The sequence below is a fragment of the Burkholderia sp. 10_S31 genome, assembly GCF_056930375.1.
On the sequence record NZ_JBXOWK010000001.1, the window covers coordinates 2,291,122 to 2,306,580 of the forward strand.

A 15,459-nucleotide genomic window follows, 5' to 3' on the forward strand; every position below is an offset into this window, starting at 1 on the left:
ACGCGCATTTCGCATGCGACATGCCCGCCACGGTAGCCATGCCGCGCGCGGCCGGCCGTCCTGTTCTTGCTGTATTGCGAACAACGACGGGCGCCGGCCGCGCAGTGCGCGGCGGCGCCGTCGTGCAGCCGCGCGCGCGCCGGTTCCGGCGCGCTGCGCGGGGTCGACCTCTTCGCGGGTCTATCGTCGGACAAATACCGGTTACCACCCGCATCTGCCCTTCATCGCCATGGCCCTATTCAACTTAGACGCCGCGCCGACCGACGGCAAGCGCAGCGTGCACGACCCTCATTTCGAGCCTGGCGACACGTGCCGCGAATTATAAATGGAACCGGTTCCATATCCAAAGGGTTCGATGCAATTCATTGCATCGAAAAACGCAATAATCGGAAAATCCGGAAGTCGGAATACGCAAGAGCCGCGGCGCGATCGTGTCGTTGCTCGTCGGGGTGGCCGGACGCAGACGCAGGTTTCGCCCGGTCCGCGCATGTCGTTTTTTCGGGAATGCCCTCACCCGCGCCGGTCGGCGCTTTCCGCCGCGACACCGCGACCCGCGTTACCGCCGCCTCGCTCGTGCCAAGACGTCCGCCCCGATCGGCCCGGCGCTCACCACGGCCACAGCATCGACGCGGTCGACAGCGCGAGCGCCGCGCACAGCGGCGAATAACACAGGCTGTCCATCCGCGCGAAACGCGACCCGCGGATCCGCTTGAAGAAGCCGACGTAGCGGAAATCGCCGACCGCGCGCACCGCGAAGATCAATGCGAGCGCAACGACCGCGAACGCGATCGCGCCGGGATACAGGTTCGGCCACAGCCAGCCCGCGCGCGACGCCACCGCGCATGCGCCGGCCAGCAATGCTGCGGCGATGGCGAGTGTGCCGAGCGCGGTCGGCCGCAGCAGCGGCACGCCGTCCTGCTCCGGAATGGCCGCACGCTTGCCGAGCCGTCCGCCGAACGCCCAGTAGACGTGGATGAGTGCGATCGCACAAAGCGTCGGCACGCTGAAATACGCGCCGGTCATGTCGGTAAGGTTCCTTGTCGCATCGTGTCGTTGTGTCGTGATCCAGCCGGAAGGTTGCCGGCGTGCGGCCCCGTTCCGCACCACACAAGACGATACCCAAACCGCACGCTTTGTGCGTTGCGACGTCCGGTCGCAATACGCCACGCCGCGTGTTGCGGTGCAGTGCGCATACCGTCGCACCGGGCCGCCGCTTGACTTCCCTCCGGGCACCACTACCCTTTTATTCCAATACGGCCATCGAGCCGTGCATGCCCACCGTCGCACACGTGCCGTTCACCGGCACGCACGGCCGGACGACCGCAACGCGTCCGGGCATGACAACAATGACGAATACCCATGGAGGCGACTCATGCTGATCGGTGTGCCGAAAGAGATCAAGAACCATGAATACCGCGTCGGCCTCACGCCGGCCGGCGCACGCGAACTCACGCGACACGGCCACACCGTGCTCGTGCAGCGCGGCGCGGGCACCGCGATCGGCCTGCTCGACGACGACTACACGGCCGCCGGCGCAGCACTGTGCGACGACGCGCGCGAAATCTTCGCGCGCGCCGACATGATCATCAAGGTCAAGGAGCCGCAGGCCGCCGAGTGCGCGATGCTGCGGCGCGGGCAGATCCTTTATACGTACCTGCATCTCGCGCCCGATCCCGAGCAGGCGACGGCGCTCGTGAAGTCCGGCGCGGTCTGCATCGCGTACGAAACCGTGACGGGCCCCGGCGGCGGGCTGCCGCTGCTCGCGCCGATGAGCGAAGTCGCGGGACGCATGTCGATCCAGGTCGCGGCGACCCACCTCGAAAGCCCGCGCGGCGGCCGCGGCGTGCTGATGGCCGGCGTGCCCGGCGTGCCGGCCGCGCACGTCGTGGTGCTCGGCGCGGGCGTGGTGGGCACCGGCGCGCTGCAGATGGCGGTCGGCCTCGGCGCGCGCGTCACCGTGCTCGACACGAACGTGGGCCGGCTGCGCCAGCTCGACCTGATCTTCGCGAACCGGATCACGACCGTCTGCTCGAACGCACACACGATCGACGAAGCCGTGCGCGACGCCGACGTCGTGATCGGCGCGGTGCTCGTGCCGGGCGCGTCGGCACCTCGGCTCGTCACGCGCGACATGATCGCGACGATGCGCACGGGCGCCGTCGTCGTCGACGTCGCGATCGACCAGGGCGGCTGCTTCGAGACATCGCATGCCACGACGCACGCGCAGCCGACCTTCGTCGTCGACGGCGTCGTGCACTACTGCGTCGCGAACATGCCGGGCGCGGTCGCACGCACGTCGACGTTCGCGCTGAACAACGCAACGCTCGGCCACGCGCTCGCGCTCGCCGACAAAGGCTGGAAACGCGCGATGACCGACGACCCGCACCTGCGCGCGGGCCTGAACGTCTGCGACGGTCACATCACGTACGAGGCCGTCGCGCTCGCGCTCGGCTTGCCGTACGTACCGGCGGAAGACGTGCTGGCCTGACTCGGGCGGGCCGTCACGCGCCCTTCGGGCGGCCGCGCTTCGACGCGCTGCTGGCGCCCATCGTACGCGCCAGCAGCGGCCGTAGTTGCGCGAGCGTGCGCGTGTTGAGCACGTCGTGCCGCGTGAGCCAGCCGCGCCGCGCCTGGCCGATACCGTATCCGAGGTTGTCGAGATCGTCCGAGCGCTGCGCGTCCGAGCCGATCGCGACCGCGACGCCGGCCTTCGCGGCCTCGCGGCACCACACGTCCGGCAGATCGAGCCGCCGCGGGTCGCTGTCGAGTTCGACGAAGCAGTGGCGCGCGGCGGCCGCGGCGAGCACGCGCGGCACGTCGAGTTCGCACGCGTCGCGTTCGCCGAGCAGCCGGCCGGTCGGATGCGCAAGGATCGTGAAATACGGATGATCGATCGCACGCAGGATCCGCTCGGTCTGCGCGTCGCCCGGCAGGTCGAAGCCGTCGCGCACCGCGCCGACGACGAGGTCGAGCCGGCCGAGCACGTCATCCGGCACATCGAGGCTGCCGTCCTCGCGAATGCCGGCCTCGACACCCTTCAGCAGCACGAAGTCGTCGAACGACGCGTTGACGCGGTCGATCTCGTCGATCTGCCGCACGAGCCAGTCGCAATCGGTGCGGCCGCCGGCGGCATCCGGCATGCGGTCGGTGACGGCGAGATACGCGAGCCCGCGCGCACGCGCCGCGTCCGCCATCGCGCGCAGGCTGTCACGCCCGGCCGATGCATCGGTATGCGCGTGCAGATCGCCATGGACATGCTTGCGTTCGATCAGGGTCGGCAGCGTGCCGGCGCGCGACGCGTCGATCTCGCCGCGGTCCTCGCGCAATTCGGGCGGCACCCAGTGAAGGCCGATCGCCTCGTAGACGGAGGCCTCCGTCGCGCCCGCGATCCGCTCGTCGCCGCGAAACACGCCGTATTCGTTGATCTTCAGCCCGCCGGCCTGCGCGAGCCGGCGCAGCGCGATGTTGTGCGCCTTCGATCCCGTGAAATAGACGAGCGCCGCGCCGAACGCGTCGGCGTCGACGACGCGCAGATCGACCTGCAGTCCGTTGCCGAGCATGACGCTCGAACGCGTCTTGCCGTTCGCGAGCACGCGCGCGACATCGCCGTAGCCGACGAACGCGTCGGCCACCGCGGCCGGATCGCGTGCGGTCACCAGGATGTCGAGATCGCCGACCGTCTCGCGGCCGCGTCGAAAGCTGCCGGCCGGCACCGCTTCGCCGACACCGGCCACGTTGCGCAGCCGTTCGAGCAACGGCATCAGCGATCGCGCGGCATCGGGCAGCAGGAAGCGCTGCGGCTCGCGCTGCAGGCGATCGTCGATCGCGTCGAGCAGGTGCGCTTCGGTCTTCGCGCCGAAGCCCGGCAGCGCGCGCACGTGCCCGCTCTTCGCTTCGGCGCGCAGCTGTTCGAGCGAGTCGACGTGTAGTGCGTCATGCAGCGCCTTCACGCGTTTCGCGCCGAGCCCCGGCACGTCGAGCAGTTCGACGATCGCGCCCGGCAATGCATGGCGCAGCGTTTGCTGGAGTTCGCAGGTGCCGGTCGCGGCGATCTCGCGCAGCTTCGCCGCAAGATCGGCGCCGATCGAAGGGATCCGGCCGGGATCGCCGCCGCTCGCGATCATCGCCGGAATGTCGCGCCCGTAGTCGGCAATCGTACGGGCCGCGTTGCGATAGGCGCGCACCCGGAACGGATTCGCGCCCTGGATCTCGAGCATGTCGGCGATTTCGGCGAACACGGCCGCGCACTCGGCATTGTGGATCGGCATGATCGGCGTGGCTCCCTTCCACGTGGATGGCGCCGTGCGCTGGCGCGCCGGCGTCCGCCCGCCCGGCGCCGCATGTCGACGGCAGCGGGCGCCCGTTGGTCATCCTGCGCCGATTGTCCGTGTCGTGCTGCGCGGGCCGCGCTGTTCGAGCGCCCCCGGCGCCGACGTCAGAGCGATGCGCGCGGCGTCGTCGCGTAGCGACGCTCGTACACCAACTGGCAATGCGTGCAGCGCTCGGCGGCCGGCCGCGCGAGCAAACGCTCGTAGCCGACCGGCGCATCGCAATCGATGCACTCGCCGTAGCTGCCGTCGCGCATGCGCTGCTGCGCGCGCCCGATCGCGCGCAATTCGGCCAGCTTCAGCCCGATCAACGCATGATCCATGTCGACGAACAGATCGGCATTCGCCTCGTCGCCCTCGTCCGGCGCCGCGCCGGCGAGCTCGGCATAAGACTCCGACGCGCGCTGGTCCTCGCTCGTCCGGATGTCCGCCCGCAACGCCTGCTCGCTCTCGGTCAGCCGCCGCTGCAGCGTCTGCCGTTGTTCTTGGTCGAGCGCCATCGCCGTCTCTCCTTTTCCGGGTTCCGCGCAATGAGGCATGCGGTGCGCGGTTGTCGCGCCGGTGCACGGCGGGCCGGCATGCCTGGCTCGCCGCGCCCGGATACGCGTCCGGATGCACAAAGCGCCGGACGCATTCGACGCAGCATAAACCCAATGCACACGCATGTGTTGACCGGCGTCAGCGCCCGCACCGTGTGCACGAAAACCGGGGACCGACGCGAAAACCAGCCAGACTGCATTCGTCTGACGCAGCGGCCGTTGAGGTCGATCAATCCCCTGAAAAAAGTTGCGTCATAGATTGAAAGCATGCGCGGCAAATCCGCGGCTTTCCGGGAGAACGTCATGGTGTTCGGCGTCGTCATCTGGGTGGCCCTTGCGGCCCTGTTCCCGACGATGGTCGTGCCGACGATTCAGCACGCCGTCCAGCCGTCGAGCGCGCAAGCCGCGCCCGACACCCACCCCGCTGTCTCGCCCGCTGCGTTGCCGGCGGCCGGGCAGCCGCCGGCGGATAGCTGAGTTCGGCTTGTGGTTCGCGGTTGCGGTGCACGTCGCATTGATGGCAAAAAATCCCGCCTTCAATACTTCGTAATCCTCTCAATCAAAACGCATTGCGTCCGACGAAGCCGCGCACGACCGTCATCAGGATGATCTTCATGTCGAACCAGAAGCTCCAGTTCTGCATGTAGAACAGGTCGAACTTCACGCGTGCGGCCATCGCCTCGACCTTGCGCGTCTCGCCGCGATAGCCGTTCACCTGCGCCCATCCCGTGATCCCCGGCCGCACGCGATAGCGATACATGTAGCAGTCGATCAGTTGCCGGTAGAAGTCGTCGTGTTCGATCGCGTGCGGACGCGGGCCGACCACCGACATCTGGCCGAACAGCACGTTGAAGAACTGCGGCAGCTCGTCGAGCGACGTGCGCCGCAGGAACGCGCCGACCGGCGTGATGCGCGCATCGTTGCGCGAGGCCTGCCGCACGACACCGGGCTGGGCGCGGTGCGCGCGCATCGTCCTGAACTTGAGGATATGGAACTCGCGCCCGTCGGCACCCTTGCGGCGCTGCCTGAACAAGACAGGCCCCGGGGACGACAGCTTCACCGCGATCGCCAGCACCGCGAGCAGCGGCAGCAGCGGGATCAGCACGGCGACCGCGAACAGCCGGTCGAACGCGAACTTCGCCCACAGTTCCGGCGCCGAGCGCGGCGTGGTCGCGAGGTTGATTGCCGGCATGCCGAGCACGTCGGTCGTGGAACGCTCTACGACCGCCATCTGCCGCACGTCCGGCAACAATCGCAGCTCGACGAACTCGTCGCGCAATTCGCGCACGATGCGCTGGATGCGCGACTCGTGCGACATCGGCAGCGTGAGCCACACTTCGTCGATCTCGCCGGCACGGATCATGCGCCGCAGCACGACCCAGTCGTCGATCACCGGCACGCCGCCGATCCCGTCGGCCGCGGCCCGCGCATCGTCGTCGAACACGCAGGCCGCCGCGAACGGTCCGGCCGGCTCGAGCTGCATTCGCTCGATCGCCACGCGTCCGTAAGCGGTCGCGCCGACGACCGCGACCCGCCGCTGCCGCGCGCGCGGATCGCCGCGCTTCATCGCCAGCGCGCATAGCGCCAGCCTGCCGAGCAGCAGCGCAGCGTCGCCGGACAGCACCGTCCGCGCGATCCAGCGCGTCGTGACCGTGCCGCCACGGTTCATGATCCCCATCGTGCCGACCACCGTCAGCGTGCCCGCGCACACGACGGCAATCACCGTGCGCGTCAGCACGGCGCCGCTGCCGTGCGGCGACACCGCACCGCGCGGCACGCGCAAGATATGCGGCAACAGCGCGACGGTCAGCACGCACAGCAATGCGATCGCGCCGCGCTGCGCATCCGACAGATCACGCCACGCGAGCCCCATCGCGGCTTGCGCGGCGAGGGTTCCGGCCAGCACGAACGCAACATCGGCCGCGGCGATCGCGGCACGCCGCACCGCATTCGTTCCACCCGCCATCGCATGCATCGTCACGCACCGTGCGCGGGCATTCCGCCGTGCATGTCCTGCATGCGCGGCCGCACCGGCAGCACGCGCGCGCCCGCCCGCGAGCCGAGCAACCGGCGATAGTCCGCGCGAATCAGCTCGTAGCACTCGCATGCCTGGCGCTCGAGCCCGTCGCGGTCGAGCACGGTGATGCGGCCGCGACGTTGCCGGATCAGCCCGGCCTCCTGCAGATTGCCGGCCGCCTCCGTCACGCCTTCGCGACGCACGCCGAGCATGTTCGCGATCGTCTGCTGCGTGACGGCCAGTTCGTCGCCGTCGATCCGGTCGTGCGCGAGCAGCAGCCAGCGGCTCAACTGTTCGCTGACCGAGTGATGCCGGTTGCACAGCGCGCTGCGCGAAATCTGCGCCATCGTCGCCTGGCAGTAGTTCAGCAACAGGCGATACGTCGCCGGCGAACGTTCGAATTCCGAGCGCATCACGCAGGTCGGCACGCGATAGGCCATCCCGCCGATGCGGACTTCGACGCGGCTCGACACCGCGGTGCCGCCGACGAGCGTCGCCAGGCCGACCACGCCTTCGCGGCCGACCACCGCGACTTCGACCATCGCCCCGTCCTCCATCAGGTGCTGCACCGACATCATGGCGGTTGTCGGGAAATGCAGGTGGCGCATCGGTTCCCCGACCCGGTCGAGCATGCCGGCCTTGATCCTGACCAGCTCGAGGTGCGGTGCGATGGCACGGATGCTGTCCTCCGGGAGGGCATCGAGGATGGCATTCGCCGAGTAGCTCGAGTGAAGATGAAGCATGTCTGTATCCCTTTTATTGTCCGTGCCGCATGCAGTCGCGTCAGCGGAACTCGTTATCGCAATGCGCATCCGGACGGCGACGCGGGTTGCGGCCCACAACCCTCGATCCAATCGACCCTCGGCTTCACGCCGTGGATCGATTCGGCAGTCCCGTTTCGACACGCTCGCCTGAATAAGCGATTTACGTGCCAATACCCGCTCCATCCTTAATATATAAATGACACGCGATTCAGAACGACCGAATAGCTGGCAGCAAACCGCCGAAAACGTCTCATTTCCGGACACCCACCATCGTCGCGGGGATGGCACGCGATTCGACTGATCAATGACCGCGGCGCTTGCAGTGGCACCAGCGGCGGCGCGCAGAGCTTATCGTTCAAATACTTACAGCCCGTTTTCAATTGTTTCCGTGATGTCTCACGCGCCGCCCGAGCGGCGCATCGCACGCCGAATGACTGTTTTAAACTGTCTCAAATTTGAATCGTCACACTAATTCGCGGCTTTGTAAGCGAACGCACATATCGACTGCAAACCAATGATTCAATTGAACAAATTAACCAACACGCATCGATTGTCAAATAATGTTCAATGCATTCCGGATGTTTTCCTTGTACGATTCACGACATCGCCCGATTGGCTCGCGGTCGACACGGAATTCACGGCTTACCGACAATCCATTTCAATATGATTAATTAATGAAAACATGAATCTCAAATCCATATAACGTTTGCGTTTGCGCTCGAATCGTCAAACTTTGTGAGATGACGAAATGCGCAATTTATCGAATTCAATAGCGTGCTAGCCTTTTCCCGCCATCGGCATTCGAATTCCGACGAACATGAATTCGCACGTGCGTGCCAAATCCCCGTGGATACCGCCGCGCGATGTGCGATCGCCCCTTACGAGGATGCGCCGTGACCCACCAGGCCAATGACGCCGTCGCCCATGCGAGCGGCATGATCGAGCTTTCCCACAGCTTCGACGCCAACCGGTTTCTCGCGGCCCTCGACCGCGACGAACGCGCCACGCTGATCGCCAACCTCCAACTCGTTCACCTGAAATCAGGCCAGGTGCTGTGCGAACCCGGTGAAATGCTCACTGCGGTCTACCTGCCCGTCACGACGGCAATTTCGCTGCAGTACATGTCGTCCGGCGGCATGACGCTCGAAGTGGCCGAGATCGGCAGCGAGAGTGTCGTATGCGACGACGTGATCGGCGGCAGCGGCCGGATGCCGTGCCGTGCCGTCGCATGTCGCGACGGCTTCGTCTACCGGCTCGACCGGCGCATCTTCGCCGCCGCGTTCGACGCGTCGCCGGTGATTCGCCATCTCGTGTTCGTCTGCGTGCGACTGCTGATGGCCCAGGTATCGCAGATCACGTTCTGCAGCCGCCATCACGTACTCAAGCATCAGCTATGCAGATGGTTTCTGCTCGCGTACGACCGGTCGCGCAGCATCGAGATCCAGATCACCCACAGCATGCTCGCGCAAATGCTCGGCGTGCGGCGCGAGACGGTCACGGACGCGGCCGGAGAAATCCAGAAGCTCGGCCTGATCCGCCAGTACCGCAGCTCGATCGTGCTCGCCGACCTGGCGGGCCTCGAGAAACTGTCGTGCGGCTGCCGCGCGATCGTGCGCGACGAGATGAAGCGCATCCTGTCGGCCGACTCGGGCGTGGCTGCCACGGCGCGCGCATGATGCGCGCGGCAAGCCGGCACTCGCGTGCGATCCGAGTCAGCCGACTGTAGGGTGGCGAACAGAACGCCGTGCGTGCGAATGGTCTACTGATGCCGGACTGCCGGGGGGATGTCAGCGCACTGCGCGCGTCCGCCCGAGCGGACGACACCACGCACGCCGGAGCAGCACGTGAAAAACGATATCAGAACCATCCTCAAGCACGTCGCCCATCTCGAAGCCGCGATCGATTCGATCGGTGACGGGGACGACCTCTACGAAGCGGGCCTCTCCTCGCTCGACACGATCCAGTTGATGCTCGCGATCGAGAAGCAGTTCAACATCGAGATTCCCGACGAGATGCTGAACCGCAATCTGTTCCGCAGCATCGACGCGCTCGCGGACACGATCGCAACCCTGCAACGCTCCGAGCATTCCGCATGAGCGCGCTGCTTCCCGAACTCGCGGCCGACGACGACGCACGCCGGCTCGACGAGGCTGCGCACGCGGTCGCGCACATCGCCGCCCAGCATGCGGATGCCGTCGATCGCGACGCGCGCTGCCCCGTCGAGGCGATCGAAGCCATGCGCGCACGCCGGCTGCTGAGCGCGATGGTCCCGACCTCGCTCGGCGGTGCCGGCGCGTCGCTCGCCGACATCGCATCGGCATGCTCCATCCTCGGCCAGGCCTGCGCATCGTCGGCGATGGTATTCGCGATGCACCAGATCCAGGTCGCCTGCATCGTCAACCACGCGGCCGACCAGGGCTGGCACAAGCTGTTCCTGCAGCAGCTCGTGCGCCATCAGTGGCTGCTCGCATCGGCGACGTCGGAAGACGGCGTCGGCGGCAACCTGCGCGCGAGCCAGTGCGCGCTCGAGGCCAACGGCGGCGAATTCCGGCTGAGCAAATCCGCGCCGACGATCTCGTACGGCGACTACGCGGACGGCATCCTCGCGACCGCGCGGCGCGACGCCGACGCGCCGGCGTCCGAGCAGGTGCTCGTCACGCTGCTGCGCGACGGCTATACGCTCACGCGCCGCGGCGAATGGGACACGCTCGGCATGCGCGGCACGTGCAGCAACGGCTTCGTGCTCGACGCACAGGGCGCGACCGTGCAATGCCTGCCCGTACCCTTCGCGCAGATCGCGGAACAGACGATGGTGCCGGTTTCGCACATCCTGTGGGCCGCCGTGTGGATCGGCGTGGCCGGCGACGCGTTCCATCGCGCACACCAGTTCTTCCGCGCGCAGGCACGCCAGACCGACGGCGCGCCATCGCCCGCGTCGCGCCGCATCGCCGAATCGCTCGCGCTGATGCAGGCGATGCAGGCACGCGTCGACAACGTTCTGCGCCTCTATTCGAGCGCGTCCATCCGCTCGTGGTCGGCCGGCATGGCCTGGGCCGCCGAGATCAACACGCTGAAGACCTATGTGTCGTCGACGGCGCTGGAGGTCGCGCAGCAGGCGATGATGATCTGCGGGATGGCCGGCTACAAGCACGGCACGTCGTTCAGCGTCGGCCGCCACCTGCGCGACCTGCACGCGGCGCCGCTGATGATCAGCAACGACCGCATTGCCGCCAATACCTCGAGCCTGCTACTCGCACTGCGTCCCGCGACGCTGGAGAAACATTCGTGAACGATCGCCTCTCCGTGCCCTCCGCTGCCCCCTCCGCCACCCCGTCCGATGCGCCGCTCGACCGTGCGGGCGTCAATCCGCTGCGCGACGAGTTGATCGACGCGGGCCTGCTCGTGTCGACCGGCATCCAGGGCCTGTTCGGCCGCAGCGAGCGATTCGAGCGCGTCGTCGAAGCGCTCGACGCCTTCGTCACGCGTCTCGGTGCCGATCAGCAGGCCGAAGTGCTGCGCTTCCCGCCGGCGATGAGCCGCACCGAATTCGAGCGCAGCGAATACATGAAGAGCTTTCCGCAACTCGCGGGCAGCGTGCATGCGTTCTGCGGCGACGAACAGCGGCACCAGCGCGTGCTGCAGTGCCTCGAGCGCGGCGAGGACTGGACCGAAAGCCAGAAACCGACCTACATCGTGATGACGCCGGCCGCGTGCTACCCGGTGTATCCGGTCGTCGCGCGCGCGGGCGCGCTGCCCGACGACGGCCGCATCGTCGACGTGTTCTCGTACTGCTTTCGCCACGAGCCGTCGCTCGACCCGACCCGCATGCAGCTGTTCCGGATGCGCGAGTACGTGCGGATCGGCACGCCCGAGCAGATCGTCGCGTTCCGCACGACGTGGATGGAACGCGGCACGCGGATGATCGAGGCGCTGCGCCTGCCGAACGCGATCGATCTCGCGAACGATCCGTTCTTCGGGCGCGGCGGCAAGATCGTCGCGAACAGCCAGCGCGAGCAGAACCTGAAGTTCGAGCTGCTGATCCCGATCGAGCGCGACGACCGACAGACCGCCTGCCTGAGCTTCAACTACCACATGGATCACTTCGGGCTGCTATGGGATATCCGCACCGCGACGGGCGACGTCGCGCACACGGGCTGCGTCGGCTTCGGCCTCGAGCGGCTGACGCTCGCACTGTTCCGTCATCACGGCTTCGACATCGACGCCTGGCCCGGCGAAGTTCGCGACGTGCTGTGGGGTACGCGATGAAATTCGTGTCTCGCGCCGGCGAGGACGCGTCGTTCGAGGACGTGCGCCACCGCGCTCGTCACTACCGGCCGCACCCGCTGCACAGTCAGGAGATGGTCTGGAAGCAGACCAACTGCTACGTCGACATGTGGCTCGAGGTGCTCCGGTGGTGGGGCCTCAATCCGTACGCGGCGCTGCCGTTTACGATCGCGCTCGATTTCGAAGGCGACCAGTTCACGTTCTTCAAGTTTCCGCACGACGAACTGGAGCAGCTCTACGGGATCGTCGTGCAGGAGCACTCGATCTACGAACCGCTCGAACTGCACGTCGAGACGCAGGTCGCGCGCGGCCATCTGATGATCGTCGAGGTCGACGCGTGGTTCCTGCCCGACACGCGCGGCAGCAGCTACCGCACGCAGCATACGAAGACGACGATCGGCATCGACTCGATCGATCGCACGCGGCGCCAGATCGGCTACTTCCACAACAGCGGCTATTACGTGGCCGAGGATTTCGACTACAACGGCCTCGTCGGCGGCAGCGCGCCGATGCCGCTGCCGCCGTACGTCGAATGCGCGAAGCGACGGTTCGCGCCGCTCGACGAGCGCGCGCTGTGCGACGCGTCGCTCGCGTCGCTGCAACGGCATTTGCGCCGCCTGCCGGTCGTCAATCCGGTCTCGGCATTCCGGCGCCAGTTGCAGGTCGATGCGAAATCGCTCGCCGATTCGCCGCTCGAACGCTTCCACGCGTACTCGTTCAATTCGGTGCGGCAGCTCGGCGCAAGCTTCGAACTGTTCGGTCACTACACGCGCTGGCTGCAGGCAAGCGGCTGCGTCGGGCCGTTCGCGGAGATTCGCACCGCCTGCGACCGCATCGCATCCGAGTCGATGGTGCTCGAATTCCGGCTGGCGCGTGCCTGCGCGCGCGGCAAGGAAGAACGCGGCGACGCAACGCTCGAAGCGATCGAAACGGCTTACGCCGACCTGATCGACTGCGCGCGTCAGATCGCCCCGCCGCCGCCGCATGCGGCGCCCGTTCGCGTCGACGCGGCCCGCGTGCCGGTGATGCGGTGACGCGCGCGCGCGCCGCGCCCGCGTGGTCGATGCTCGCGACGGCCGCGGGCGCGGTACGCGAGCCGCTCGATCTCCCTGCCGATGGGTGGATCGCAGCCCCTGTTCCCGGCACGGTCGCGCAAGCGCTCGCGCTGGCCGGCCGGCCCGACGATACGGCGTCGCTCGACGAGCGCGACCACTGGTATCGCATCGAACTGCGCGGACACGGGCCGCGCGTGCTGCGCTTTCACGGCCTCGCGACGCTCGCCGAGGCATGGCTCGACGACACGCCGATCCTGCGCTCGGACAGCATGTTCGTCGCGCACGACGTGCCCGTGTCGCTCGACGGCACGCACCGGCTCACCCTCTGCTTTCGTGCCCTCGCGCCGCACCTGCGAGATGCACGCGCCCCGCACCGCGCACGCTGGCGCACCCGACTGGCCGAACCGGCGACGCTGCGCACCGTTCGCACGTCGCTGCTCGGGCACATGCCCGGCTGGTTCCCCCGCTGCGTGCCGACCGGACCGTGGCGGCCCGTCGACGTGCTCGATCCGGCCGACGGCCCCGTTCTAGCCCGTTGCGACTTGCATGCGCGCATCGACGGCGACACCGGCTGGCTCGATGCGGAACTCGCGTTTGCCGCACCGCTGCCCGATGCGTTCGCGGCTCGGCTGTCGTGCGGCGAGCACCACGCGACGCTCGAGCGCAGCGGCGCCGACCGGCTGCACGCGAGCGTCGCGGTGCCGAACGTGCGCCGCTGGTGGCCGCACACGCATGGCGACCCGGTGCTCTACGACGTCGCGCTGCACATCGGCGCCGATCGGCGGCCGCTCGGAGCGACGGGTTTCCGCACGATCGAACAGGATACGGGCGACGACGGCAAGGGGTTCGGGCTGCGCGTAAACGGCGTGCGCGTGTTTGCGCGCGGCGCATGCTGGAGCAGCGCCGCGCCGCTCGCGTTGCACGCGGACGACGCGACCTATGGCCGCTTGCTCGGGCATGCGCGCGACGCCGGCTTCAACATGATTCGCGTCGGCGGCACGATGACCTACGAGGCCGACGCATTCCACGCATGGTGCGACCGTCTCGGGCTGCTGGTCTGGCAGGACTTCATGTTCGCGAACTTCGACTACACGCTCGACGATCGCGCGTTTGCAGACGCCGTCGATCGCGAGGCCGAACAGTTCCTCGCACGCCACCGCGCGTCGCCGTCGCTCGCGGTGCTGTGCGGCGGCAGCGAGATCGCGCAGCAGGCCGCGATGTCGGGGCTCGGGCCGAAGCAGCGCTTCCTCGAACTGACCGCCGAGCGTCTCGCCGGCCAGGCGGCGGCGCGGCGGCCCGACGCGCTTTACGTCCCCGACTCGCCCGATGGCGGCGTACTGCCGTTCATGCCGCGCGAGCGCGTGTCGCACTACTACGGCGTCGGCGCGTACCTGCGCCCGCTCGACGACGCACGCCGGGCCGACGTGCGCTTCGCGAGCGAATGCCTCGCGTTCGCAAACGTGCCGTGCGACGCGATGCTCGCGAGTCTCGGCTGGCCGGGCGTTCATGAGCCGCGCTGGAAGGCGGCCGTGCCGCGCGACCCCGGCACGTCGTGGGATTTCGACGATATTCGGGACCACTATCTGCAGACGCTGTACGACGTGGCGCCCGACCGCTTGCGGCGCGAGGATCCGTCGCGCTACTTCGAGCTGTCGCGCGCGGCGATCGCGGACCTGATGCGGGACACCTTCGCTGAATGGCGGCGCACCGGCTCGCGCTGCGCGGGGGCACTCGTCTGGCAGTTCCAGGACGTGATGCCGGGCGCCGGATGGGGCTTGCTCGATGCGGCGCATCGACCGAAATCGGCGTGGTATGCGCTGCGCCAGGTGCTGCAGCCGGTGCAGGTCCTGCTCGTCGACGAAGGGCTGAACGGCCTCGACGTGCACGTGATCAACGAACGGCCGGCGCCGCTGTCGGCGGCCATCGAACTGGTGGCGCTGCGCGACGGCCGCACGCCGGTCGCGCGGACCGGCGGGCCGGTGCGGATCGCCGCGCACGACACGGTGCGGCTCGGTTCGGCCGAACTGCTCGGACGCTTCTTCGACTGGACCTACGCGTATCGCTTTGGCCCGTGCGAGCACGACACCGTCGTCGCGACACTGCGCGCCGACGACGGCACGCTGCTGTCGCAGGCGTTCTACTTCCCGTCCCGCACGCATCCGGCCGTGTTCGCGCGCCGCGAGCCCGGCATCGAGGCATGCGTGTCGCGCACCGGCGACACGTGGCACGTCGACATCGACACGCGCCACGTCGCGCGCCATGTCCAGATCGACGCGCCGGGCTTCGTGCCGCGCGACGACTGGTTCGATCTCGCACCCGGCACGCCGGCACGCATCGCACTCGTGCCGCTCGACGACACCCGCGACCATCGCGCCGCCGGCGCGCCACCGACCGTCGAGATCCGCGCGGTCAACGCGGCACGAGCCGTGCGCGCGGCACTGGCCGGCTGACGCGGCCGGGGCCGCACATGCG

13 protein-coding genes are annotated in these 15,459 nt (G+C 68.0%); 8 read left to right on the forward strand and 5 right to left on the reverse strand.

Going from position 1 to position 15,459, the window contains the following annotated elements:
- Positions 1-606: 606 nt before the first annotated feature.
- Positions 607-1,023: a DUF3995 domain-containing protein gene (locus tag AC1Z3W_RS10280; protein WP_057928259.1), complete on the reverse strand. Its 417-nt coding sequence runs from the start codon at positions 1,021-1,023 to the stop codon at positions 607-609.
- Positions 1,024-1,372: 349 nt separating this feature from the next.
- On the opposite strand from AC1Z3W_RS10280, the gene ald reads away from it, so the two are divergent.
- The gene (ald, locus tag AC1Z3W_RS10285; protein WP_057928260.1) at positions 1,373-2,488 is read left to right on the forward strand and encodes an alanine dehydrogenase; all 1,116 of its coding nucleotides are present in this window, start codon (positions 1,373-1,375) and stop codon (positions 2,486-2,488) included.
- 13 nt (positions 2,489-2,501) lie between these two features.
- Here ald and polX read toward each other — a convergent pair whose 3' ends face one another.
- On the reverse strand, positions 2,502-4,268 hold the full coding sequence (gene polX / locus AC1Z3W_RS10290) for a DNA polymerase/3'-5' exonuclease PolX (protein ID WP_057928261.1): 1,767 nt from the start codon (positions 4,266-4,268) through the stop codon (positions 2,502-2,504).
- 167 nt (positions 4,269-4,435) lie between these two features.
- Entirely contained in the window at positions 4,436-4,828 is a 393-nt protein-coding gene (locus AC1Z3W_RS10295) for a TraR/DksA family transcriptional regulator (protein WP_124834193.1), read from the reverse strand.
- A 306-nt stretch (positions 4,829-5,134) separates the two neighbouring features.
- Between AC1Z3W_RS10295 and AC1Z3W_RS10300 the strand changes: the two genes are divergently transcribed.
- Positions 5,135-5,344: a hypothetical protein gene (locus AC1Z3W_RS10300; RefSeq protein WP_057928263.1), complete on the forward strand. Its 210-nt coding sequence runs from the start codon at positions 5,135-5,137 to the stop codon at positions 5,342-5,344.
- An 82-nt stretch (positions 5,345-5,426) separates the two neighbouring features.
- Here the strand turns inward: AC1Z3W_RS10300 and AC1Z3W_RS10305 are convergent, their stop codons facing one another.
- On the reverse strand, positions 5,427-6,833 hold the full coding sequence (locus AC1Z3W_RS10305; protein WP_124834194.1) for an undecaprenyl-phosphate glucose phosphotransferase: 1,407 nt from the start codon (positions 6,831-6,833) through the stop codon (positions 5,427-5,429).
- Between the two features lie 11 nt (positions 6,834-6,844).
- Positions 6,845-7,627 carry a Crp/Fnr family transcriptional regulator gene (locus AC1Z3W_RS10310; RefSeq protein WP_057928264.1) on the reverse strand — a complete coding sequence of 261 codons (783 nt, stop codon included), beginning with the start codon at positions 7,625-7,627 and terminating at the stop codon, positions 6,845-6,847.
- Between the two features lie 914 nt (positions 7,628-8,541).
- On the opposite strand from AC1Z3W_RS10310, the gene AC1Z3W_RS10315 reads away from it, so the two are divergent.
- The 6 genes from AC1Z3W_RS10315 (at position 8,542) to AC1Z3W_RS10340 (ending at position 15,437) form a co-directional block, all read left to right on the forward strand.
- Positions 8,542-9,324 (forward strand): Crp/Fnr family transcriptional regulator, encoded by a 783-nt coding sequence (locus AC1Z3W_RS10315; RefSeq protein WP_173938507.1) that lies wholly within the window; start codon positions 8,542-8,544, stop codon positions 9,322-9,324.
- 168 nt (positions 9,325-9,492) lie between these two features.
- Complete coding sequence (locus AC1Z3W_RS10320) at positions 9,493-9,744, forward strand: acyl carrier protein (RefSeq protein WP_057928325.1); 252 nt, start codon at positions 9,493-9,495, stop codon at positions 9,742-9,744.
- Entirely contained in the window at positions 9,741-10,937 is a 1,197-nt protein-coding gene (locus tag AC1Z3W_RS10325; RefSeq protein ID WP_057928265.1) for an acyl-CoA dehydrogenase family protein, read from the forward strand. The genes AC1Z3W_RS10320 and AC1Z3W_RS10325 overlap by 4 nt, the downstream gene beginning before the upstream one ends.
- Positions 10,934-11,914: an amino acid--[acyl-carrier-protein] ligase gene (locus AC1Z3W_RS10330; protein WP_057928266.1), complete on the forward strand. Its 981-nt coding sequence runs from the start codon at positions 10,934-10,936 to the stop codon at positions 11,912-11,914. The genes AC1Z3W_RS10325 and AC1Z3W_RS10330 overlap by 4 nt, the downstream gene beginning before the upstream one ends.
- Positions 11,911-12,966, forward strand: a complete 1,056-nt coding sequence (locus AC1Z3W_RS10335) for a DUF1839 family protein (RefSeq protein ID WP_124834196.1) — start codon at positions 11,911-11,913, stop codon at positions 12,964-12,966. The genes AC1Z3W_RS10330 and AC1Z3W_RS10335 overlap by 4 nt, the downstream gene beginning before the upstream one ends.
- Entirely contained in the window at positions 12,963-15,437 is a 2,475-nt protein-coding gene (locus AC1Z3W_RS10340; protein WP_483507541.1) for a glycoside hydrolase family 2 protein, read from the forward strand. Before AC1Z3W_RS10335 ends, AC1Z3W_RS10340 begins: the two co-directional genes overlap by 4 nt.
- Positions 15,438-15,459 lie beyond the last annotated feature (22 nt).